Below are 21279 nucleotides of genomic sequence, written 5' to 3'. Positions count from 1 at the left end.
GGGCGGGGTACCACCGAAGAGAGCAGAGGCCGGCATGGTGACCTTCGTAGACCGGGTCACGCTGCACGTTGCGGCAGGTAACGGCGGGCACGGGTGTGCTTCCGTGCACCGGGAGAAGTTCAAGCCCCTGGGCGGGCCGGACGGCGGCAACGGCGGCAAGGGCGGTGACGTGACCCTGGTGGTCGATCCGCAGACCACCACGCTGCTCGACTACCACCGTTCCCCGCACCGCAAGGCCACCAACGGCAAGCCCGGCGAGGGCGACCACCGTAACGGCGCCAACGGCGAGGACATGATCCTCGGGGTGCCGGACGGCACGATGGTCAAGGACGCCGACGGCAACCTGATCGCCGACCTGGTCGGCAACGGGGCCAGCTACGTGGTCGCCGAGGGCGGCCGCGGCGGCCTGGGCAACGCGGCGCTGGCCTCGGCCCGCCGCAAGGCGCCCGGCTTCGCGCTGCTCGGTGAGCCCGGCTGGGCCGGTGACGTCACGCTGGAGCTGAAGACGGTCGCCGACATCGGCCTGATCGGCTTCCCCAGCGCGGGCAAGTCCAGCCTGATCGCGGCCGTCTCGGCGGCCCGCCCGAAGATCGCCGACTACCCGTTCACCACCCTGGTCCCGAACCTGGGCGTGGTCGAGGCCGGCGACGTGAGGTTCACCGTGGCCGACGTGCCCGGGCTGATCCCCGGCGCGAGCGAGGGCAAGGGCCTGGGCCTGGAGTTCCTGCGTCACGTGGAGCGCTGCGCCGCCCTGGTGCAGGTGCTCGACTGCGCCACCCTGGAACCCGGCCGCGACCCGCTCAGCGACCTCGACGTGATCGAGGCCGAGCTGGACGCCTACCCGGTCGAGCCGGGCACCAAGCCGCTGAAGGAGCGGCCGCGCCTGGTCGTGCTGAACAAGGTCGACGTGCCCGAGGCTCGTGAGCTGGCCGAGATGGTCAAGCCCGACCTGGAGGCCCGCGGCCTGAAGGTGTTCGTCGTCTCCACCATCGCCCACGAGGGGCTGCGTCAGCTCACCTTCGCGATGGCCGACCTGGTGGCCCAGGCCCGCGCCGACGCCGGTCCGGTCGAGGCCCCGCGGGTGGTCGTCCGGCCGGTCCCGGTGACCGAGAAGGACGCCTTCGACGTGCGCCGCGAGAACAGCGCGGACGGCCCGTTCTACCGGGTGCGCGGGGTCAAGCCCGAGCGTTGGGTGCGCCAGACCGACTTCGCCAACGACGAGGCGGTCGGCTACCTGGCCGACCGGCTGGCCCGGCTCGGGGTCGAGGACGCGCTGGCGAAGGCCGGTGCGGTGGCCGGCGCCACGGTGGTGATCGGTGGCGACGACGGTGTGATCTTCGACTGGGAGCCCACGCTGATCGCGGCCGCCACCGGCCCGGCGGCGCCGCGTGGTTCCGACGTCCGGCTGGAGTCCGACGCCCGTCCGACCCGTGCCATGCGGCGCGAGAAGTACGTGGACTCGATGAACGCCAAGACGGAGGCCCGGGACGAGCTGGCTCATGAGCGCCAGGCCGGTCACTGGACCGATCCGGCCCGGTCCGAAGAGCCGGACGAGGCGCCCGCCGGGGTGCTGGAGGACGGGCGGGACTGAGTCCGAGGCGTGAAACCGCTTTGACCGGGGCCGGGCCGGGGTTGGTAGGACTAGCACCGTGGATGCTCAGGAGTCGGGTCGTCAGCGGCTGGTGGCCGCCCAGCGGATCGTGGTCAAGGTCGGTTCCTCGTCCCTGACCTCGGCGGCCGGCGGCCCGATCGCCGCGGAGCGGATCGAGCAGCTGGTCGCGGCGCTGGCCGAGCACCGGCGGGCCGGTCAGGAGATCGTCCTGGTCTCCTCCGGCGCGATCGCCGCCGGCCTGGCCCCGCTCACCCTCGCCCGGCGCCCGAAGGACCTGGCCACCCAGCAGGCCGCGGCCAGCGTCGGGCAGGGCCTGCTGATGGCGCACTACACGGCGGCCTTCGCCCGGCGGGAGATCACCGTCGGGCAGGTCCTGCTGACCGCCGACGACGTGATCCGGCGCACGCACTACGCCAACGCCCGGCGCACCCTCACCCGGCTGCTCGGGCTGGGGGTGCTGCCGGTGGTGAACGAGAACGACACGGTGGCCACCGACGAGATCCGGTTCGGCGACAACGACCGGCTGGCCGCCCTGGTGGCGCACCTGGTCCGGGCCGACGCCCTGGTGCTGCTGTCCGACGTCGACGCGCTCTACGACGGCCCGCCGAGCCGTCCCGGCGCCCGCCGGATCGACCTGGTGAGCGGCCCGGCCGATCTCGAAGGGGTGGAGATCGGCTCGGTGGGCAGCAATGTCGGCACCGGCGGCATGGTGACGAAGGTCGACGCGGCCCGGATCGCCACCGTCGCAGGCATCCCCACCCTGCTCACCTCGGCCGCGAATGCCGCCGACGGCCTGGCCGGCAAAGACGTGGGCACCTGGTTCGAGGCCCGCGGCGGACGTACCGCCAGCCGCCTGCTCTGGCTGCGTCACGCGGCCAAGGCGGGCGGGCGCCTGGTGCTGGACGAGGGGGCGGTCGCCGCCGTGGTGCAGCGCCGGATGTCGCTGCTGCCCGCCGGGGTGGTCAAGGTCGAGGGCCGGTTCGCCGCGGGGGAGGCGGTGGACCTGGTGAATCCGGCCGGCGCCGCGGTGGCCCGGGGGCTGGTGAACTTCGACTCGGGTGAACTGCCCGCCCTGCTGGGGCGTTCCACCCGTGAGCTGGCCGAGGAGCTCGGGCCGGACTACTCGCGGGAGATCGTGCACCGCGACGACATCGTCCTGCTGCGCGGTCGCTGAGCGGGATCGGACGCACAGAAAACGGGCAGATCACCTGCCCCGTGACTATCCCGCCACACCACGCATCAAGATTGCGCGGCTGTGCTGATCCTACGAATTCAGCGGTTCGTGGCCGATTCCCGAGACGTTCGCGTCGCCATCTGCTCAACTAGAGGGGTGTCAATCGGATCACGTCACGACGTCCCCTCCACGTCGTGCGTGCGGCGCGCAGCCCTCGAGCAGCAGCCGTACATCGCCCGCGCCGAAGATCCTGCTGCTGCGCGCGAACTGTGGTTCGTCACGGTCACGGTCGGCGGGGGCGCCCTCGTCCTGCCCGAGGTCCGGGCCGCGCTCGAGCGGCTCAGCGTCGAGCGGGCGTTCGTGGTCAGCATCCGCTACGACCGCACGCGGGCCCAGGTGCGCTACTGGGACGAGTGCGACGACGCGGCCCAGGCCACCCGTCAGGCCCTCTCGCTGTGGGGCGACGAGGAGGTCTTCGAGGAGCTTCCCGGCTGGCGGGTGAGTGGCCTCGAGGTGGTCGACCTGGCCTCGGCCCAGCAGCAGTGGGACCGGGACGGACACCAGCGGGTGTATGCCTTGGGAGAGATCGTCCCTTTTGACGACTGAGAGAACCCTGAGAACTGTGGACGATCGGGGCGGCCCGGACACCCGTCCGGCGGTCGGGTACGTCGGTTTATTTGGGTTAACCGGCGGGTGATCCCATTAGAGTGGCCCGGTGAGTACCGAAGTCGAGTCGCCCAGTGCTTCCGCGACAGACGTCCGCGATGCCGTGCACGAGGTGGCGGGCCGGGCCAAGCAGGCCGCCCGGGCTCTGGCCACCGCCCCGCGTGAGGTGAAGGACGCGGCGCTCGGCGCCCTCGCCGAGGCCCTGGTGGCCGAGACCCCGCGCATCGTCGCCGCGAACGCAGAAGACCTGGAGCGCGGCGAGCGCACCGGTCTGGCCGCCAACCTGGCCGACCGGCTCCGGCTCGACCCGCCGCGGATCGAGGCGATCGCCGGTGCGGTGCGCGAGATCGTCGGCCTGCCCGACCCGGTGGGCGAGGTGGTGCGCGGTTCCACGCTGCCCAACGGTCTGCGCCTGCGTCAGGTGCGGGTGCCGATGGGCGTCATCGGGATGGTCTACGAGGCCCGGCCGAACGTCACGATCGACGCGGCCAGCCTGGCCCTGAAGAGCGGTAATGCGGCGGTGCTGCGCGGTGGCTCGGCCGCCGAGTCCACCAACACGGTGCTGGTCGACCTGATCCGCCAGGCCCTGCAGAGTGTCGGTCTGCCGGCCGACGCGGTGGCCACCATCGACCCGTGGGGCCGTGAGGGCGTGCAGCACCTGATGCGCGCCCGGGGCCTGGTCGACCTGCTGGTCCCGCGCGGCGGGGCCGGGCTGATCAGGACCGTGGTGGAGAACTCGACCGTGCCGGTGATCGAGACCGGCACCGGCAACTGCCACGTCTTCGTCGACGCGAGCGCCGACCAGGCGATGGCCCTCGAGGTCACGCTGAACGCCAAGCTGCGGCGCACCAGCGTCTGCAACGCGGCCGAGACGCTGCTGGTGCACGCGTCCGCCGCCGACACCTTCCTGCCCGCCGCGCTCACCGCGCTGGCCGAGCAGGGGGTGCGCATCCACGCCGACGCGCGCGCTCTGGCCGCCGCCGAGGCAGCCGGGGTGAAGGCCGAGCCGGCCACCGAAGACGACTGGTACACCGAGTACCTCGCCGCCGAGATCGCGGTCGGCGTGGTCGACGACCTGACCGGGGCGATCGAGCACATCCGCACCTACTCCAGCGGTCACACCGAGGCGATCCTGACCTCCGACCTGCGCTCGGCCGAGCGGTTCACCGCCGAGGTCGACTCCGCCGTGGTGGCGGTCAACGCCTCCACCGCGTTCACCGACGGCGGCCAGTTCGGGCTCGGCGCCGAGGTCGGCATCTCCACCCAGAAGCTCCATGCCCGTGGGCCGATGGGCCTGGCCGAGCTGACGTCCACCAAGTGGATCGTCAACGGCGACGGCCACACCCGTCCCTGATCATCCCCCTTCGACGAAAACCGGGAGTACCCAACGCATGGAGGCGACCGAGGTCCGCAAGCTCACCGAGCTTGAGGAGCGGCACTGGTGGTACCGCGAGCGCCGGCACCTGCTGGCCCAGGCCGTCGCCGATCTGAAGCCGGGGCGCGCGCTCGACGTGGGCGCCGCGGGTGGTGGCAACACCCGGGTGCTGCAGTCGCTCGGCTGGCAGGCGGCAGCCCTGGAGTACGGCCCCACCGGCGCCGAAGTCTGCGCCGCCCGGGGCATTCCGGTGCTACGCGGCGATGCCACCCGGCTCCCGCTGGAGCCGGCCAGTCTCGACCTGGTGGTCGCCTTCGACGTGCTCGAGCATCTGGAGGACGACAAGGCCGCCGCCACCGGGGTGTTCGACGCGCTCAAGCCGGGAGGGACGTTCCTGGTGGCGGTCCCGTGCGACCCGAAGCTCTGGTCGGCACACGACGACGCGGTCGGCCACGTGCGCCGCTACACCCGGCAGACGCTCGGAGACCTCTTGCAGGGTGCGGGTTTCGAGCTGGAACCGATGATCAGCTGGAACGTGCTGATGCGCCCGCTGGTGCAGCTGCGCCGCCGCAGTTCCACCGGTAGCGACCTGGACAACCCGCCCGCGCTGCTGAACAACGCCCTGCGCGCGGTGATCACGCTGGAGCGCTATCTGCCGGTGAAGTCGCTGCCGGGTGTCACCCTGCTGGTCCACGCGAAAAAGCCCGCGTAGGAACGCGGGCCGTCACCGACGTCCTCAATTCTCTTCCGGGTCCCACTCGAACGAGTCGTACGCGATGTGGTACGTCGGCCGCCCCTGCAACTGCGTGTAGAGCCGGCCGACGTACTCACCGAGCAGCCCCAGGCACAGCAGTTGCACCGCGCCGACCCCCGCGACCACCACGAACGTCGAGGTCCAGCCGGGCAGTGTGTGGTCGGTCAGGAAGGCGACGATCGCCACTGCGAACAGCACCGCGGTGACCAGGGCGCCGCCCAGACCGAAGTAGGTGGCCAGGCGCAGCGGGGCGACCGAGAAACCGGTCAGGCTGTCCACCGTGAGCCGGATCATCCGCGACAGCGGGTACTTCGTGGTGCCCGCGGCCCGCTCCTCCCGCCGGTAACCGACCTGTGCACTGGGGAATCCGAGCGCGGGCACGACCAGCCGTAGCACCCGGTTCTGGGCCGGCAGCCGGTTCACCGCGTCGACCGTGGCCCGTGACATCAGGCGGAAGTCGCCCGCGTCGGCAGGCACGTGATGGCCGACCAGCCGCCGGATCATCCGGTAGTAGCCGTCGGCCGTGAGCCGTTTGAACGCCGAGTCGGTGGTGCGGTCGTTGCGCACGCCGTAGACCACGTCGGCGGACTGTTCCCGGGCCGCCGTGAGCATCTCCGCGATCGTCTCCGGCGGGTCCTGCAGGTCGGCGTCGATGGTGGCGACCCAGTTGCCCCGGGCCCGCATCAACCCGGCCGACAGCGCCGCCTGGTGCCCGGCGTTGGCCCGCAGCCGGATCACCCGCAGCTGCGGCCAGTCGCGGCGCGCCTTCTCCAGCAGCGCCGGGGTGGTGTCACGGCTGCCGTCGTCGACCACCACGACCTCGTAGGACTGGCCCAGGTCGTCGAGGACCGGCCGCAGCCGGTCGACGAACATGCCGATCACGGCCTCTTCGTCGAACATCGGCACGACCACGCTCAGCTGCGGGGGCAGGGCGTGGTCGCGATCGGTGCCGGCTCCGGGTCTCATCACCAGTCAGCGTAGTGGCCCGACCAGGTGGCCCCGGCCGGGCGGCGAACCGGGCAGTGGGCGGGCCGCTCGCGCGGGTGGCAACCCGGCATGGCAGAGTAGGTCCGCCCGGGACGATCACCCGGTGCACCCGTTCGATGAGAGGTTCTCCACGATGATCGTGCCCGCCGCTCTGGTCGCCGCTGCCACCGAGGCCGCCGAGGAGCACCACGAACTGCCGCTCGACGCGTGGGTCTACCCGCTCATCGCGGCCGTGATCTTCTTCGTGCTCTTCCTGCTGACGTACGCGTTCCGCAACGTTGCCAGCAAGCACTGAGTGAACGCCTCCTCCACCGGTGAGCTCGCCGGGCCGGCCCCGGACCGGCCCCGGCGGCGCATCGGGGTGATGGGCGGCACCTTCGACCCGGTCCATCACGGCCACCTGGTGGCGGCCTCGGAGGTGGGCAGCCGGTTCGGTCTCGACGAGGTGCTGTTCGTGCCCACCGGCGAGCCCTGGCAGAAGGTCGACGACCGGCGGGTCAGCCCGGCCGAGCACCGTTATCTGATGACGGTGATCGCCACCGCGGCCAACCCGCGGTTCACGGTCAGCCGCGTGGACATCGACCGCGGCGGGCCCACCTACACCAAGGACACGCTGCGCGACCTGTCCGAGCTGTACCCGGACGCGGACCTGTACTTCATCACCGGTGCCGACGCGCTCACCGCGATCCTGTCCTGGAAGAACCCGGACGAGCTGTTCCAGCTGGCCTACTTCATCGGGGTCACCCGCCCGGGGCACCGGCTGGACGGCTCCGGCCTGCCCGCCGACCGGATCAGCCTGCTCGAGGTGCCGGCCCTGGCGATCTCCTCCACCGACTGCCGCGACCGGGTCGCCGACGGGGAACCGGTCTGGTACCTCGTGCCCGACGGCGTGGTCCAGTACATCGCCAAGCACGGCCTCTACCGTCCGGAGCGTCCGGAAGCCCTCTGAAGGCGTGAGATGGTTGGGGGTGTGACCGCGTCAGACCATGCCATCGACCTCGCCACCCGTGCTGCCCGCGCGGCCGCCGAGAAGCTCGCCACCGACATCGTCGCCATCGACGTCAGTGACCACCTGGTGATCACCGACACCTTCCTGGTGGCCTCGGCGAACAACGAGCGCCAGGTCCGGTCGGTCGTCGACGGGGTGGAGGAGGAGCTGCTCAAGGCGGGCGCCAAGCCGATCCGCCGGGAGGGTCAGCAGGAGGGCCGCTGGGTGCTCCTCGACTTCGGCGACATCGTGGTGCACGTGCAGCACGAGGACGAGCGCGAGTACTACTCCCTCGAGCGGCTCTGGAAGGACTGCCCGGTCCTGGAGCTCCCGGCCGAGGTCAACCAGCCGCAGAGCGGCCAGGAGTGACCGCCGACCGGGTGATCCTGATCCGGCACGGTCGCACCACCTGGAACGCCACCGCGCGCTTCCAGGGGCAGACCGACATCCCGCTCGACGACGTGGGTGTGGGCCAGGCCCAGCGCACCGCCGAGGCGCTCTACCAGCAGCTGGTCGGCACCGAGGTGAAGATCCTCTCCTCCGACCTGGCCCGGGCCGCCCAGACCGCCCGTGCCCTGGCCACCCGGCTGCACGTCGAGGTCGGGCTGGAGCCGCGGCTGCGCGAGGTCTCCGCGGGCGCCTGGGAGGGCCTGACCCGCGACGAGATCACGAAGGTCTGGCCGGACGACTACGCGGCCTGGCGCCGCGGCGACGCCGACGTGCGGCTGGGCAACGACGGCGAGACCCGGTCGGAGGCGGCCGAGCGCTGCGCCGCCGCGATCGTCGAGGCCGAGAAGGCGATGACCGGCGGCACGCTGGTGTGTGTGTCGCACGGCGGCGCCCTGCGGGGAGCCATCTTCACGCTGCTGGGTACGCCCGACTGGCCCTGGTACGCGCTGGAGGGCCTGCGCAACGCGCACTGGGCCGAGCTGCAGAACTCTGAGCGGGGCTGGCGGCTGAGCCGCTACAACGTCAGCTGAGGGCCTTGGTCAGGAGTTCCATCTGACTGACCACGGCCTGGCGCCGGGTAGGTAGATCCAGCCCGGCGCCCAGCACCGACTCCGCCACCGCGCCCAGCGACCAGCAGGCGGTCACCAGCGTGACGGCCGTCAGCAGCAGGTGTTCGGCCGCCGCCTGATCCAGCCCCGGCACTGCTGCGCGGAAGCAGTCCACCTGCCCCGCACAGATCGGCCGCCGTCGCTCAAGCGCCACCGCCTGCCCCACCTCCAGGCTCTCCCAGGCCAGCAGCCGGGGTAACTCGGGCCTTCTGTTGCAACGGTCGAAGAGCTCACCGGTGAAGCGGCCGACTGCCCCCGGACTGCTCGGCGTCATGTCGATGTCCGCCAGCAAGCCCGACAGTTCATGCGCCAGCACTGCGGCGAAGAACTGCTGCTTGTCGCCGAAGTACTTGTAGACGCGTTCCTTGTTCACGCCGGCGTCCCGGCCGATCGCGTCCATCCGGGCCCCCGCGAACCCGTGGGCCGCGAACTGGCGCGCACCCGCGTCCAAAAGCTTCTTCCTGGTCGCCTCGGTGTCCCATGCCACGACCACCACCGTACAACTCCAACCGGATGGTTGCAGATATCGGCGAGACCTGCCTACGCTGCTAAACCCAACCAAGCGTTTGGAGTTAGCTCATGAAGACGTTGCTGCTGGGTGCGCGCGGAGCAGTCGGGCGAGTGATTGCGGCCGAACTGCTCGCCGACGGGCACGTAGTGATCCCGGCCGGGCGCACGGCGGTTCCCGGCGGGGTCCGGATCGAACTACCAACAATGGACGGGTGGCGCGCCTTGGAGCGGGCGGCGGCCAGTGTCGATGTGGTGGTCAATGCATCGGGCATTGAGGACGCTCGCATCGGCCCGTCGGTGGGGGAGACACCCCTGGTCGAGATCTCGGCCACTGCTGCGTATCTGGAGCAGTTACGCGAGAGCGGGACGAACGTGCTGCTGGGCGCGGGGCTGATCCCGGGGCTGAGCACGGTGCTGGTGCAGGCGCTCAAGGCTGCCCCCTCCGACGAGATCGACGTGCTGGTCATGCTGGGCAGCGGTGAAGCGCATGGCCCCGCCGCCGTGGCCTGGACCGCCGGCCTGATCGGGGCTGACCTGTACAAGCCCGCTGAGGGTGGCACCGTGCGCAACCTGACCTCAGGCCTTTCCGGCGTTGGGCCAGACGGGCGTACCCGCCGTTACCTCCGGGCCGACTTTCCCGACCATTGGCTTCTCGGGCGCCCAATCCGCAGCTACCTGACCCTGAGCTCTCCCCTGGCGGCAGGTGCCCTCGGCGTCGTGGCCCGCCTGCCCCGTTTGAAGGGTCTGCTCGCCCGCTCACCGCACATCGGTTCCAGCGATTGGCATGTGATCTGCATCAATCGGCGCACCGGCGAGCGCCTGGCTGCTGCTGGTGTGGGGCAGTCCGTAGCCACCGGCGTGCTCACCGCCCTGGCGGCCACCCGGATCGCCGGAACTCGGCCCGGGATCGTGACCATGGACGAAATGGTTTCGCTGGAGGACGTTCTCGCCGCCGGGGCGCCTGCCGGTGGTGCGCTCGTCACGCTCTCTGGGGCCGCCGCCGACGCTCCCGAAGTTTTCGATTTGTAGTTGCCCCCGTGTCCTGCGGTAAAGTTCCATGACGCCGAACAAGAGGCCGCGCAAGCGGGCTCGTCGCGTGGCGGGGCTGTAGCGCAGCTGGTAGCGCACCTCCATGGCATGGAGGGGGTCAGGGGTTCGAATCCCCTCAGCTCCACCAAAGGTGGCTTGTTCGAACCTCCTGACGGGGGTCAGAGCCACTGGCCGGGCCGACACTGTCGGCCCGGCCGTTTTCATTGGTGGTAGGTCAGGCGGGCAGCAGGCCCGGCAGGCTGTCGGCAGTGTCGAGAATGGTGGATGCGGGATCCCGCGGCCCCCAGCCCAGGATGTTCCGGGCCGCCTCGGCCGAGATCGGCGGGGTGTCCGTGGCCGGCGCTGCCACCCCCGGCCCTTCGGCCAGAACACGCGCCATCCACTCCACCGTCACCGGACGCCCCGAAGAGGCGATGAAGCGTCGTCCCACTGCTTCGGGGGCATCCAGAGCGCGAAGGTGCAGCTCAACGACGTCCCGTACGTCAACGATCGTGAAGGGGCGGCCGGGACCGGACAGGGATTGGCCCGAGCGCAGCGCAGCCACCATCTCCACCGAGACGGACAGCTTCGGGGAGAGGGCCGGCCCGAAGATGCCGGTCGGGTTGACCACCACCAGTTCCGGACCCCCGTCGGCCGCGAACTTCCACGCCGCACGTTCGGCCAGGGCCTTGGAGCGGATGTACGCGGGAAGCGACGTGTCTTCTCCGTCAGTCCAGTCCGCCTCGGTGTAGGGCTCGCCGCTGTGACGGGAGTACCCCACCGCAGCGAACGACGAGGTCAGGACAACCCGCCGCACATTCTGCCGTCGCGCGGCAGCCAGCACCCGTAGAGCACCGTCGCGGGCAGGCCGAATGATGTGCTCGGGGTCGTCCGGTTCCGCCGCTGGGAAAGGAGAAGCGTGGTGCAACACCCCGTCCGCGCCCTCCAGGGCCGAATCCCAGCCACTTTCATCGTCCAGAGTCGCCGTGACGAACTCCAGACCTGCCGCGTTCGCCTCGGCCTGAGCGACGGCCTGCAGCACCAAGTCTTTGCCTGCGGCGTTGCGGACAACCGCCCGAACCGTCTCCCCGTCGTCCAAAAGCCTTACCACCGAATGATTGCCGACGAAGCCACTGGCTCCGGTCACCACGATCGTCCGGTTCATCGGTTCCTCCTAGAATCGCTGGATCACCTCGCCCACGGCTGCGACGGCACGTGCCTCCCCGTCGACATCGCCGCGCACACGGGCGTCCCATAGTTCGGTCTTGCGTCGTAGGTACTCGGCGCGGACGCGCAGCGTCGCGATCTCTTCCTCCACGCGCTGTGCGTGCGCGGCGAACAGATCTCGCTGCTCCCGCCGGGCCGCCTCGTCCCCCTGGTCACTGCGTTCGAGCAGTTCCAGGTAGCGGCGCATGTCCGCCACGCCCACGCCTGACGACCGTAGGCAGGCCAGGGCCTCCACCCTCTGCGCAGTCGCCTCGTCGTAGCGACGGTGACCGCTGTCCTGGTCGCGGGCGACTTCCCGCAGCAGTCCGATCCTCTCGTAGTAGCGCAGAGTCGGTTCGCTGAAGCCGGAGCGGGCCGCCATCTGGGCGATGGTCAAGTCCGCTCCGGGCGCCTGCGTCGTCATGCCAGGAGTCTGCGCCCCTTGAAGCGCTTTAAGTCAAGGCCGACGATGTCACTGCCTCAGCGGCGTGTGGGCTCCGCTACCGAAGCTTGCGGAAGAACACCTGGATGTCGTCGACCAGCAGCCCGGGCGCTTCCATGGCCAGGAAGTGACCGCCTTGGCCGAGTTCGGTCCAGTGCACGATGTTGTGGTCACGCTCGGCCCAGGGCCGGATGGCGTTGTCGTTGCCGGACACGAGGACGCCGGTGGGCACGGTCCCGAGTTGGCTCAGGGTCCGGTCCTGCTGGCTGTCTCCCCAGTCGGCCCCGCCCTGGGAGATCTCTTCGTAGTAGATCTGGGCGGCGGATGAGGCGGTGCCGGTCAGCCAGTAGATCGACACGTCGGTGAGGAAGCGGTCACGGTCGATGCTGTCCTCCGGCAGCCCCTCTGCGGGAGCGGTGTGCTCCTTGAACGTCTCCACGATCCAGGCCAGCTGGCCGGCCGGGGAGTCGTTCAGGGCGTAACCGACGGTCTGGGGGCGTTTGCTGTTGCACTGGAAGTAACCGTCGTTGGAGTTCTGCATCCGCTGCCAACGTTGCTGTTCGGCCTCGCTGAGGTTGTCCATCTCCCCGTCGGCCCCGACCGGCAGGGTGACCATGGCGGTGAGGTGGATGCCGATGACACGCTCCGGGTCCTGCTGACCCACTTTGGGGGCGACCCACGCGCCCATGTCGTAGCCGTGCACGCCGTACCGGTCGTAGCCGAGCTGGGTCATCAGGGCGGCGAGGATCCCGGCGATCCGGGCTGCGTTCATCCCCGGCCCGGCCAGGGGTGTGGAGAACCCGAAACCCGGTAGCGACGGGATCACCAGATGGAAGGCGTCGGCGGGGTCGCCGCCGTGGCTACGGGGATCGGACAGGGGCCCGATCACGTCGAGGAAGTCGACCACCGAGCCGGGCCAGCCGTGCAACAGAATCAGCGGTGTGGCGTCTGGTTCGGGCGAGCGCACGTGCAAATGGTGCAGATTCTGCCCGTCGATGGTGATCAGGTGTTGCGGGTACTGGTTGAGAACGGCCTCCTGAGCACGCCAGTCGTAGTCGGTGCGCCAGTAGTCGGCCACCTCCCGGAGATATCCGGTGGGGACTCCGCGGCTCCAGCCGACCCCGGGAAGCTCCTGCGGCCACCTGGTGGTGGCCAGGCGGGTTGCCAGGTCGTCGAGCTGAGACTGCGGGATGTCGATCCGGAACGGGCGAAGGTCGGGCCGGCTGGTTGTCATGCGACGCACGCTAGAACCCGATGCGGACAGCTGCTTTCCTGATGTTGCCTCGGTCAGAAGTTGGGCCAGGCGTTGCCAGAATGAGTGGGACGTGAGCGAGGTCCTGGCCCAGGTCCAGGCGGCCCCGGTGCGGCCAAGAACCACTTGGCCACCATCCAGGAGGAGCTGGGCGCCCGTAATCGCGCCGCGATCGCGGTCTGGGCCTGGAAGACGGCCGGTCCGGCTGAGCAAGCAGTCAGCAGCCTGGGAGGCTCTCCATTTATGAGAGTAAGCTCTCGTGATATGAGAGCTTCAGCCTCGCCATTGTTGCCGCTCCTGCGCAGTCGTCTCCAGGGGGAGCTGCTGGCCCGGGTACTGCTCGGCAGCACGCCAATCAGCATCGCTGACCTCGCGCGGGACCTGACCGCCCCGCTCCCGACGGTTGCCCGTGAGGTGAGTCGCCTGCGTGAGGGTGGCCTGCTGGTCGTGGACAAGCAGGGCCGGGCCCAGCTGGTCTCAGCGAACGAGACCAACCCGGCGACGGAACCGCTGCGGCAGCTCATCGCGGTCACCTTCGGACCGCGGCAGGTCGTGCCGGAGGAGTTCGGGGATCTGTCCGGTCTGGGAGAGCTGTACATTTTTGGATCGTGGGCGGCCCGGTACGAGGGGGAATGGGGGTCGGTGCCAGGCGACGTGGACGTCCTCGTCGTCGGCCCGGTCGATCGTGACGACGTGTACGACGCGGCTGAGCGAGCCGCCCGGCGCCTGTGGCGCGAGGTCAACGCCACTGTCGTTTCGTGGCAACGCTGGTCTGCCCAGGACGACCCGTTTCTCAGTGAGGTGAGACGGCGTCCTCTGCTGAAACTCTCTTCGGGGGAATGAGACTGTGAGCTGGAACAAGGGACGCGACGTCATCGAAGATCTGCTCAGGCGGGGTCACCTTGAGCACGTACCGGGTAACGAGTCCGAGGCCCAGCACTTACTGGCCAAGGCGCACTCTCATCTGCAAACAGCTCAGAGCGTTTCGGACCTGGATCCGGAGATCGCTTACGGGGCGCTGTACGCGGCGGCACGTAAGGCGCTTACGGCCCTCCTGATTCAGCAGGGGCTCCGTCCCACCAGGGCCGGAGGGCATGAGGTCGTAATTGAGGCAGTGCAAGCACAGTTGGTGCCGCCGCTCGGAGAGGTCATGCGTCCTATGCGGCGGATCAAGCGACGCCGCAATGACGGTGACTACGCGGGTTCCGAAGACCGACTGCATGCCGAAGATGTCGAGGCCGACCTGCCGGCGGCGGCAGCGATCGTCGATGCGGTGGAGCGTGTGCTGCCTCAGATGACAGTGTTCGTGACTCAGCGAGCGTGATCACGGGGGTTCGCACCGGACGGAGCAGCGGGTCTCGTTCCGGGCGGACAGGCCGTCGTCTGGGTGGGCCGATCTGGCCCAGGATCATTGCTCGCGAACCTGCGAAGTTTGTTGACGTCACCCCGACGGCAACATTTCACGAGAGCAGGTTCAGCCATGAAGGCAGTGCGTTTCCACGAGGTCGGCGGCCCCGAGGTTCTGCGCTTCGAGGACGTCGAGCAGCCCACCCCCGGCGCCGGCGAGGTCCGGATCCGAGTCGCGGCCTCGGCGTTCAATGCGGCCGACAACGGCATGCGGGCCGGCTTCCTCCCCATCCCGGTGGTGCTGCCGCACGTGCCCGGCTACGACGTCTCGGGCACGGTCGACGCGCTTGGTGAGGGCGTGGACGGCCTCTCGGTCGGCGATCAGGTCGTCGGTTTCTTCCCGATGGAGCGGGACGGCGGCGCGGCCGAGTACACGATCGTCCCGGCCGACCGCCTGGTCACCGCTCCCACCAGCATCCCGCTGGCCGACGCGGCCGGTCTGCCGTCGGTGGCACTGACCGCCTGGCAGGCACTGTTCGACGACGGCAACCTGCAGGCCGGGCAGCGCGTGCTGATCAACGGCGCCGGCGGCGTGGTCGGTAAGTACGCCATCGCGCTGGCCAAGCGAGCGGGCGTGCACGTGGTGGCCACCGCCAGCCCGCGCAGCGAGGAGGCCGTCCGCGCCGCCGGCGCCGACGAGATCGTCGACTACACCGCCACCGACCTGCTGAGCGCGGTCGAGGGGCAGGTCGATGTACTGCTCAACCTCGCCCCCATCGACCCGGAGCAGTTCGCCGCCCTGGTGGCCCTGGTCCGCGACGGCGGCAAGGTGGTCAGCACCACCGCCTTCATGGCCACCCCCAGGGACGAGGCCCGCAACGTCACCGCGGCCACGGTGTTCGTCCTGCCGAACCGCGAGCGCCTGACCGAGCTGGTGTCCCTGGTCGACAAGGGCGAGCTCAAGGTGGAGGTCACCCGCCGGATCCCGCTGGCCGAGCTGCCCGCCCTGCACGCCGAGGCCGCCGCCGGCCGTATCCCCGGCAAGGTCATCGTCCTGGCCTCCTGATCAGGACCGCAGGCTGGCCGGACCGACATCGTTGGTCCGGCCGCCTTCCTGTCCGGCCCGATCTACTGCTTCACCACGTTCCGCCCCGGCCCACCGCGCAGCACGTCGTCGCCCTTGCCGCCCCAGATGTGGTCGTTCCCGTTGTCCCCGCGGATCAGGTCGTTCCCGCCCTGTCCCCAGAGCCGGTCGTTCCCGTCCTCACCGAAGATCTGGTCGTTGCCCGCGCCGCCCCAGATCCGGTCGTCACCGGGACCGCCGATCAGGTGCTGGAACCCGGCCCCGGCCCGGATCTCGTCGTCACCCGGGCCGGCCGAGGCAGCACTGTCCGCCCCGGAGAGAGTGATCCGGTCGTTGCCGTCGCCGCTCATCACGGCGGCCTGCGCCCCGGCCTCGATCGTGTCGTTGCCGGTGTGCCCCAGCACCAGGTTGCGGTCGATCTCGGTGGTGCTGCCCTTGTAGCGGTCAGCGCCCGGGCCGAGAGCCACGGTGTTGAAGAACTCGCCCTTACCGGTGCGGTCGACCAGCGAGACGGAGTCGTTGCGGTCGCCCAGCTTCAGGTTCAGCACGGGCTTCTGGTCGGTCTCGTCGGGCGGCGTCAGTGTGCACCGCACCTTGGTGGTGTCGTCCTCGTCCGGATGGATGCAGGGCCCTCCGGCCTTGATCCGGACGGCATCGTCGATCAGGTAGACGAGCTTGTCCTGAGTGGTGTTCCAGCGGACCGAGACCGCTACGTCGTTCACCACGCCGGGCGCCGCGGTGTAGACCAGCCGGCCGTCCTTCTCCGCCACCGTGGCCCCGACCCGTGGAGCGGCATGGGCGGTGTCGACCAGGGCGAACGGGACGAGGCCGAGCGCCAGCACAGAGGCCGTGCGGCGGACGGCAGTAAACAGAGCCATGGTGTGCGTCCTCTGCAGAAGATGTGACTCATCATGGAGCATCGGCACGCTACGCCAAGAAGCTGCCCTGGTCTGCCGTACGGCCGGATCAGCGGTACTGCTTGGGCAGCCGCAGCCCGCGCTCGGCCATCAGCTCCCGTACCCGGTCGGGATAGTCGGTGATGATCCCGTCGATCCCCAGGTCTATCAGGGCCGCGATGGTGGGCAGGTCGTTGGCAGTCCAGGGCACCACCTTCAGCCCTCGGGCGTGGGCCCGCCGCACCATGGAGCTGTCTACGTAGAAGCGGAACGTGGGGTCGGCGATCGTGCCGTTCCGGGGGAAGCCGTACACGGGGGAGAGGGTCTTCACACCGGGGACGGCGTCGGCCGCCCGTACGAAGTCGCCGTCATAGTCGTCGGCGTCGATCCCACCCAGCCAGGGAGAGGCACCCGGCTTACCCACCTGCAGGAAGTCGTAGTTGGTGAGTGCGACGAGGGACAAGCGCGGCGCCAGCTGGTGCATCAGCCGCAGCGCTCCCCAGTCGAACGACTGAACCGTTACCTGACGCTGCAGTCCGGAGGCACGGATCTCCTCGAAAACCCGCCGCACGAAAACCTTCCTGGGGGCGGTCTGCTCCGGCGCCCCGGCTTCCACCTTGGTCTCGATGTTCAGCTTCACGCCCCAGGCGCGGTGCTTACGTACGAGACCGAACACGTCTTTGAGTTCGATCATCCGCATCCCCTGAGCCACTTCCTGGCTGGGGTAGCCCGGCAACTGCTGGTAGCCGCAGTTCAGGGTCTTGAGCTGGGCGAGCGTGAGGTCCTTCACGTATTTACCCGCGTACGGGTACTGCGGGTCACCAGGTGAGACCGGTGCTGTGTCGCGGCACTTGGTGGCGTTGACCTGCCGGTCGTGCGTCACCATGACCTTCTCGTCCTTGGTGACCTGGGTGTCGAGCTCCAGGGTGCTCACCCCCACCTGGAGAGCCTTGGCGAAACCCTCGATCGAGCTCTCGGTGGTCAGGCCGATCCCACCGCGGTGGGCCTGCAGATCAAACAATGGACGAGGGGTGGCGGCGTGGGCGGGAAGGGTCACGCTCGCGCCGCACAGGGTCAGAACCGCAGTGAGGACGAGTTGCCTCGTCCGGGAGTGCAGGGGCATCAGATCTCCGACCGATGCGTCGATGATTCATCACGACTGCCCGGGAAGTCCGTAATCACCGTAGTTCGGCGGTAATGGCGCCCGCGTGAGACGGCGGTGAATGTTGGCCGGGCTCTGGTGGGCGCCGAGGTGACCGCAAAGCCGTGAGACAGAAACAAGTTGACCTTGACGCTCGCTTGACCTACCCCGTCCTCTGTTGGCGATCCTGCGAAAAACTTCCGGAACAAGGCAACTTTCGGGCCGCCTGGTGCGACTAAGGGGGCGGAACAGCGGCCCGAACCGGCGGGCGGCGGGAAACGATTGGAAGACATCGATGAAGCGACGGGGCAAGCGCGTTCTGGGTATCGGCGGCGCAGCGACGGTTGCGGTCGCCGCGGTGGCCACCGCCGCCGTGGTGAACCTGCAGGGCGCCACGGCCGCCGAACCCAGCGGTGCGAACGGCTTCGCGGCGCAGAACGGCGGCACCACCGGTGGCGCGGGCGGCAAGACCGTCCGGGCGACCACGGGAACCCAGATCCACGAGGCCATTTGCGGTCGCGCGGCGGTGGACACCCCGATCATCATCGAGGTCGCGGGCACCATCACGATCGGCAACACCGCCAAGGTATCCGGTAGCTGCAGCACCGCGGCGGGCGTGATCGAGCTGAAGGACGTCAGCAACATCAGCCTGGTCGGGGTCGGCAGCAGCGCGGTGTTCGACCAGATCGGTATCCACCTGCGCGGTGCCAAGAACATCATCCTGCAGAACCTGCACGTGAAGAACGTGAAGAAGTCGAACGGCGCCACCTCCAACGGTGGTGACGCGATCGGCATGGAGTCGGGCGTCACCAACGTCTGGGCCGACCACCTGACCCTCGAGGCCTCCGGCGGCGAGTCCGAGGGCTACGACGGCCTTTTCGACATGAAGTCGGGCACCAAGTACGTGACCCTCTCGTACAGCGTGCTGAAGAACTCGGGCCGTGGTGGCCTGGTCGGTTCCAGTGACACGGACACCGGCAACGGCCCGGTGACCTACCACCACAACTACTACCTGAACATCGAGTCGCGCGCGCCGCTGCTGCGTGCGGCCACCGCGCACATCTACAACAACTACTACGAGAACCTGGGCTCCTCGGGCATCAACCCGCGCAACGGCGGCAAGGCCCTGGTCCAGAACAACTACTTCAAGAACTCGCAGAACGTCCTGGGCACCTACTACACCGACCTCAAGGGCACCTGGCAGGCCGCGGGCAACGTCCTCGACAACGTGACCTGGACCGGTGACGGCATCCACGCCGGGGCGAGCATGGCCTCCAACGGCACCGTGACCGTGCCCTACACGGCCAAGCTGGACGCGGCCGCCTCGGTCCCGACGATCGTCAAGAGCATGGCCGGTGCCGGCACCGGCCTGAAGACGTCGGACGGCAGCACCACCGTCCCGGCCCCGAGCGCCACCACGTCGAACCCGGCCACCACCACCCCGGCCACCACGACGCCGCCGGTGACCACCACGCCGCCCACCACCAGCAACCCGAGCACCCCGACGGGCACCAACCTGTCCATCGGCGCGGGTGCGGACGGCAGCAGCAAGGCCTCGGGCACCAGCTTCGGCAAGGTGATCGACGGCGACACCAAGACGTACTGGTCGCCCAGCGGCACCACCGGCGACGTGTCGGTCAAGTTCGCCGGCACCAAGACCGTCGGCTCCGTGGTGATCAAGGAGACGTCGAGCAAGGTCACCTCCTGGCAGCTGGTCGACGAGACCAACAAGAACAAGGTCCTCGCCTCCGGCACCAAGACCGGCACGGCCAGCTTCACCCCCGTCTCCACCAAGAAGCTGACCCTGGTGATCAAGGCGGCCTCGGGCACCCCGCAGATCGCGGAGTTCGAGACCTACGCGAAGTAGTCGCACCACCTCGGTTCGGCTCGCCGGTCAGGGGTGGTCCGGAGCAGTCCCCGGAGTGGGATATGCTCATGGAGCTTCCTGAGCAGGAACGCCGCAAGGCGGGCCGAACCAGGGGCGGGGCTGTAGCGCAGCTGGTAGCGCACCTCCATGGCATGGAGGGGGTCAGGGGTTCGAATCCCCTCAGCTCCACCGCATGGGTTAACGGCCGGGTCCGACATTGTCGTCCCGGCTGTTTCCGTTTTGGTGTCGCGTGGTCCGCGATGAGGGCTGTCGCCGGCGTGACCCTTCAGGAGTTCCGGGCGGCCCCGACCAGGCCGTCCAGCCACGCCTGGTGCCCGTTGAGCATCGGGTTCGGTCGCTGGGCCGCGAGTTCGGCGGCAGGGCGGCCGATCTGGGTCTCCTGAGTGAGCACGCGCACCCGGCCAACGGGCAGGTCCTCGACCAGCCAGGCGTGCAGCACGTCCAGCTTCTCGTCCGGCGTGCCCTCCTGCTTCGCCGTCCAGGACAGCCGGCCGGGAGTGCCCTCGCCCGGGTGCTGGAACTCGACCACCGCGGCATCCAGCGGCGGGAAGCCGAACGTGCCGAACGAGAAGTGGACGCCCTGGGACAGCACCGGGCCGTCGCCGGCCGGGAAGCTGATGTCGGCGACGTTGTCGTAGTAGCCCTCCCAGCGGCTGGTGTCGGTCAGGAGGGGCCAGACCTGGGCGGCGCTCAGGCCGGCCACCACGACCTCGTTCGAGACGAAGTTGTCGCCGGTGCCGGGAAGGTAGCGCTCGGGCCAGGTGATCGCGTTCTGTGTCGTCATGCGTTCACGCTAAGTCGGCAAGACATCGATCTACCAATAGTCTGAACGATGTCTGGAATAGGCCAGCCTATGGCAGGCGGGATTAGCATCGGCTGCGTGGAGTGGACCCCGCCGGCCGACCTGAACCTGCTGCGCACCTTCCTGGCGGTGTACCGAGCGGGTTCGTTCACCGCGGCGGCACCCCGCCTCGGCCTGTCTCAGCCCAGCGTGACCACCCAGGTCAGGGCGCTGGAGCGGCATGTCGGGCGTGCGCTGTTCACCCGTTTGCCCCGGGGCGTGCAGCCCACCCCCTTCGCCCACGATCTGGCCGCGCGAGTGGGAGACCCACTCGATGCGCTCACTGGTGAGGGCGGCACCCAGCCGGGACGGACGTCCCCAATTCACCTCGGCGGTCCTTCGGAGCTGTTGTGCGTACGCGTGCTTCCGGCGCTTGCCGGCCTGATTGCAGACGGGGTGCAGTTGCGCGTCACCCAGGGCCTCACCGAGACCCTGCTCGAAGATCTGCGCGACGGTCGGCACGATCTGGTCATTGCCACCCGTCGTCCGCGGGGAACCGCTCTGCCGTCGGTACCTCTGAGCGACGAGGAGTACGTCCTGATCGTCGCCCCGGCCTGGACGCAGCACCTGAAGGCCGAGCAGGACCTGGCCACCGGGCTGCGGCGCGTACCCCTGGTCAGCTACTCCGAGGACATGCCGATCGTGCGGCGTTACTGGCGCACGGTGCTGGGCCGGCCGTCACCGCCCGGGCAGCCTGGCCTGACGGTGCCGAATCTGCATGCGGTGGTGTCGGCGGTCTCCGCCGGCGCGGGCTACAGCGTAGTACCCCGCTCGATCTGTGAGGAGCATCTGCGGGACGGCCGACTGATCATGCTGGGCGCGCCCGCCGAACCGCCACTGAACACGTACTTCTTGGTTCACCGTCCCGGCTCCGAAAGCAATCCTGATGTGCTGCGGGTGCGCGAGGCTCTGACCCGCGCTGCCCGGGCCGACTGGAACCTGTCGCTACTGAAGTAAAGATTCTTCCGACCCAAACCCGATCTGCGTGCATCTCACTTCTCTGTAGGGCGCTACGGCAGCGCAGACCTC

At 69.4% G+C, this 21279-nt stretch carries 23 protein-coding genes and 2 tRNA genes; 17 read left to right on the top strand and 8 right to left on the bottom strand.

Features of this window, described 5'->3' with window-relative positions; all coding sequences use genetic code 11:
- The first annotated feature begins 34 nt into the window (after positions 1–34).
- The 5 genes from obgE (at position 35) to QSK18_RS25765 (ending at position 5539) form a co-directional block, all read left to right on the top strand.
- Complete coding sequence (obgE, locus tag QSK18_RS25785; protein ID WP_285624254.1) at positions 35–1591, top strand: GTPase ObgE; 1557 nt, start codon at positions 35–37, stop codon at positions 1589–1591.
- An 88-nt stretch (positions 1592–1679) separates the two neighbouring features.
- Positions 1680–2786, top strand: coding sequence for a glutamate 5-kinase (gene proB, locus QSK18_RS25780; RefSeq protein ID WP_269809920.1), 1107 nt, complete (start codon positions 1680–1682; stop codon positions 2784–2786).
- A 156-nt stretch (positions 2787–2942) separates the two neighbouring features.
- Positions 2943–3392, top strand: coding sequence for a DUF8830 family protein (locus QSK18_RS25775; protein WP_232810099.1), 450 nt, complete (start codon positions 2943–2945; stop codon positions 3390–3392).
- A gap of 109 nt (positions 3393–3501) precedes the next feature.
- The gene (locus QSK18_RS25770; protein WP_285624249.1) at positions 3502–4806 is read left to right on the top strand and encodes a glutamate-5-semialdehyde dehydrogenase; all 1305 of its coding nucleotides are present in this window, start codon (positions 3502–3504) and stop codon (positions 4804–4806) included.
- A 37-nt stretch (positions 4807–4843) separates the two neighbouring features.
- Positions 4844–5539, top strand: coding sequence for a class I SAM-dependent methyltransferase (locus QSK18_RS25765; RefSeq protein WP_232810101.1), 696 nt, complete (start codon positions 4844–4846; stop codon positions 5537–5539).
- A gap of 24 nt (positions 5540–5563) precedes the next feature.
- Here QSK18_RS25765 and QSK18_RS25760 read toward each other — a convergent pair whose 3' ends face one another.
- Entirely contained in the window at positions 5564–6547 is a 984-nt protein-coding gene (locus QSK18_RS25760; RefSeq protein WP_232810102.1) for a glycosyltransferase family 2 protein, read from the bottom strand.
- A 124-nt stretch (positions 6548–6671) separates the two neighbouring features.
- On the opposite strand from QSK18_RS25760, the gene QSK18_RS25755 reads away from it, so the two are divergent.
- Genes QSK18_RS25755 through QSK18_RS25740 form a run of 4 tightly spaced genes read left to right on the top strand, consistent with a single transcriptional unit; the run spans position 6672 to position 8536 of the window.
- Positions 6672–6863 carry a hypothetical protein gene (locus QSK18_RS25755; protein WP_232810103.1) on the top strand — a complete coding sequence of 64 codons (192 nt, stop codon included), beginning with the start codon at positions 6672–6674 and terminating at the stop codon, positions 6861–6863.
- Entirely contained in the window at positions 6864–7517 is a 654-nt protein-coding gene (nadD, locus tag QSK18_RS25750) for a nicotinate-nucleotide adenylyltransferase (protein WP_285624244.1), read from the top strand.
- A gap of 21 nt (positions 7518–7538) precedes the next feature.
- Positions 7539–7925 carry a ribosome silencing factor gene (gene rsfS, locus QSK18_RS25745; protein WP_232810105.1) on the top strand — a complete coding sequence of 129 codons (387 nt, stop codon included), beginning with the start codon at positions 7539–7541 and terminating at the stop codon, positions 7923–7925.
- Entirely contained in the window at positions 7922–8536 is a 615-nt protein-coding gene (locus QSK18_RS25740) for a histidine phosphatase family protein (protein ID WP_285624239.1), read from the top strand. Before rsfS ends, QSK18_RS25740 begins: the two co-directional genes overlap by 4 nt.
- On the opposite strand, the gene QSK18_RS25735 is transcribed toward QSK18_RS25740, so the two are convergent.
- Positions 8529–9101, bottom strand: coding sequence for a TetR/AcrR family transcriptional regulator (locus QSK18_RS25735; protein ID WP_232810107.1), 573 nt, complete (start codon positions 9099–9101; stop codon positions 8529–8531). The two genes, QSK18_RS25740 and QSK18_RS25735, sit on opposite strands and share 8 nt — an antisense overlap.
- A 92-nt stretch (positions 9102–9193) precedes the next feature.
- On the opposite strand from QSK18_RS25735, the gene QSK18_RS25730 reads away from it, so the two are divergent.
- Positions 9194–10153: a Rossmann-fold NAD(P)-binding domain-containing protein gene (locus QSK18_RS25730; protein ID WP_232810108.1), complete on the top strand. Its 960-nt coding sequence runs from the start codon at positions 9194–9196 to the stop codon at positions 10151–10153.
- A gap of 72 nt (positions 10154–10225) precedes the next feature.
- Positions 10226–10301 (top strand) — tRNA-Ala (locus QSK18_RS25725).
- A gap of 87 nt (positions 10302–10388) precedes the next feature.
- Here QSK18_RS25725 and QSK18_RS25720 read toward each other — a convergent pair.
- The 3 genes from QSK18_RS25720 to QSK18_RS25710 all read right to left on the bottom strand — a co-directional run bounded on the left by QSK18_RS25720 (position 10389) and on the right by QSK18_RS25710 (position 13035).
- Positions 10389–11318: an NAD-dependent epimerase/dehydratase family protein gene (locus tag QSK18_RS25720; protein WP_232810109.1), complete on the bottom strand. Its 930-nt coding sequence runs from the start codon at positions 11316–11318 to the stop codon at positions 10389–10391.
- A 9-nt stretch (positions 11319–11327) separates the two neighbouring features.
- Positions 11328–11783, bottom strand: a complete 456-nt coding sequence (locus QSK18_RS25715; RefSeq protein WP_232810110.1) for a MerR family transcriptional regulator — start codon at positions 11781–11783, stop codon at positions 11328–11330.
- A gap of 76 nt (positions 11784–11859) precedes the next feature.
- Positions 11860–13035, bottom strand: coding sequence for an epoxide hydrolase family protein (locus QSK18_RS25710; RefSeq protein WP_285624232.1), 1176 nt, complete (start codon positions 13033–13035; stop codon positions 11860–11862).
- Between the two features lie 282 nt (positions 13036–13317).
- Between QSK18_RS25710 and QSK18_RS25705 the strand changes: the two genes are divergently transcribed.
- From QSK18_RS25705 to QSK18_RS25695, 3 genes are all read left to right on the top strand, one after another.
- Positions 13318–13896 carry an ArsR family transcriptional regulator gene (locus tag QSK18_RS25705; RefSeq protein ID WP_285624229.1) on the top strand — a complete coding sequence of 193 codons (579 nt, stop codon included), beginning with the start codon at positions 13318–13320 and terminating at the stop codon, positions 13894–13896.
- Positions 13897–13900: 4 nt separating this feature from the next.
- Positions 13901–14377, top strand: a complete 477-nt coding sequence (locus QSK18_RS25700) for a HEPN domain-containing protein (RefSeq protein WP_232810113.1) — start codon at positions 13901–13903, stop codon at positions 14375–14377.
- 156 nt (positions 14378–14533) lie between these two features.
- On the top strand, positions 14534–15466 hold the full coding sequence (locus tag QSK18_RS25695) for an NADP-dependent oxidoreductase (protein WP_285624224.1): 933 nt from the start codon (positions 14534–14536) through the stop codon (positions 15464–15466).
- 62 nt (positions 15467–15528) lie between these two features.
- Here the strand turns inward: QSK18_RS25695 and QSK18_RS25690 are convergent, their stop codons facing one another.
- On the bottom strand, positions 15529–16362 hold the full coding sequence (locus tag QSK18_RS25690) for a calcium-binding protein (protein ID WP_285624221.1): 834 nt from the start codon (positions 16360–16362) through the stop codon (positions 15529–15531).
- Between the two features lie 88 nt (positions 16363–16450).
- Entirely contained in the window at positions 16451–17503 is a 1053-nt protein-coding gene (locus QSK18_RS25685; protein WP_285624217.1) for a glycerophosphodiester phosphodiesterase family protein, read from the bottom strand.
- Positions 17504–17816: 313 nt separating this feature from the next.
- On the opposite strand from QSK18_RS25685, the gene QSK18_RS25680 reads away from it, so the two are divergent.
- Together QSK18_RS25680 and QSK18_RS25675 are read left to right on the top strand one after the other, a co-directional pair.
- Entirely contained in the window at positions 17817–19388 is a 1572-nt protein-coding gene (locus tag QSK18_RS25680) for a pectate lyase family protein (protein ID WP_285624214.1), read from the top strand.
- A gap of 116 nt (positions 19389–19504) precedes the next feature.
- Positions 19505–19577: transfer RNA gene (locus tag QSK18_RS25675), tRNA-Ala, on the top strand.
- 97 nt (positions 19578–19674) lie between these two features.
- On the opposite strand, the gene QSK18_RS25670 is transcribed toward QSK18_RS25675, so the two are convergent.
- A complete protein-coding gene (locus QSK18_RS25670) occupies positions 19675–20193 on the bottom strand; it encodes an SRPBCC family protein (RefSeq protein ID WP_285624211.1) in 519 nt (172 codons plus the stop codon).
- A gap of 69 nt (positions 20194–20262) precedes the next feature.
- Here QSK18_RS25670 and QSK18_RS25665 point away from each other — a divergent pair, with 69 nt between their 5' ends.
- Positions 20263–21207, top strand: a complete 945-nt coding sequence (locus QSK18_RS25665) for a LysR family transcriptional regulator (protein WP_502894263.1) — start codon at positions 20263–20265, stop codon at positions 21205–21207.
- Positions 21208–21279 lie beyond the last annotated feature (72 nt).

This window comes from Kineosporia sp. NBRC 101677 (assembly GCF_030269265.1).
Lineage (GTDB): Bacteria > Actinomycetota > Actinomycetes > Actinomycetales > Kineosporiaceae > Kineosporia > Kineosporia rhizophila.
Note: the sequence above shows the minus strand (reverse complement) of the source record. Positions and strands in the feature narration are given on the sequence as shown.

Bases quoted from the DNA above. Each gene is read 5' to 3' on its own strand.
- obgE (WP_285624254.1), top strand. From the start codon at position 35: ATGGTGACCTTCGTAGACCGGGTCACGCTGCACGTTGCGGCAGGTAAC.
- QSK18_RS25765 (WP_232810101.1), top strand. From the start codon at position 4,844: ATGGAGGCGACCGAGGTCCGCAAGCTCACCGAGCTTGAGGAGCGGCAC.
- QSK18_RS25760 (WP_232810102.1), bottom strand. From the start codon at position 6,547: ATGAGACCCGGAGCCGGCACCGATCGCGACCACGCCCTGCCCCCGCAG.
- QSK18_RS25730 (WP_232810108.1), top strand. From the start codon at position 9,194: ATGAAGACGTTGCTGCTGGGTGCGCGCGGAGCAGTCGGGCGAGTGATT.
- QSK18_RS25720 (WP_232810109.1), bottom strand. From the start codon at position 11,318: ATGAACCGGACGATCGTGGTGACCGGAGCCAGTGGCTTCGTCGGCAAT.
- QSK18_RS25715 (WP_232810110.1), bottom strand. From the start codon at position 11,783: ATGACGACGCAGGCGCCCGGAGCGGACTTGACCATCGCCCAGATGGCG.
- QSK18_RS25710 (WP_285624232.1), bottom strand. From the start codon at position 13,035: ATGACAACCAGCCGGCCCGACCTTCGCCCGTTCCGGATCGACATCCCG.
- QSK18_RS25705 (WP_285624229.1), top strand. From the start codon at position 13,318: ATGAGAGCTTCAGCCTCGCCATTGTTGCCGCTCCTGCGCAGTCGTCTC.
- QSK18_RS25695 (WP_285624224.1), top strand. From the start codon at position 14,534: ATGAAGGCAGTGCGTTTCCACGAGGTCGGCGGCCCCGAGGTTCTGCGC.
- QSK18_RS25690 (WP_285624221.1), bottom strand. From the start codon at position 16,362: ATGGCTCTGTTTACTGCCGTCCGCCGCACGGCCTCTGTGCTGGCGCTC.
- QSK18_RS25685 (WP_285624217.1), bottom strand. From the start codon at position 17,503: ATGCCCCTGCACTCCCGGACGAGGCAACTCGTCCTCACTGCGGTTCTG.
- QSK18_RS25680 (WP_285624214.1), top strand. From the start codon at position 17,817: ATGAAGCGACGGGGCAAGCGCGTTCTGGGTATCGGCGGCGCAGCGACG.
- QSK18_RS25670 (WP_285624211.1), bottom strand. From the start codon at position 20,193: ATGACGACACAGAACGCGATCACCTGGCCCGAGCGCTACCTTCCCGGC.
- QSK18_RS25665 (WP_502894263.1), top strand. From the start codon at position 20,263: ATGGCAGGCGGGATTAGCATCGGCTGCGTGGAGTGGACCCCGCCGGCC.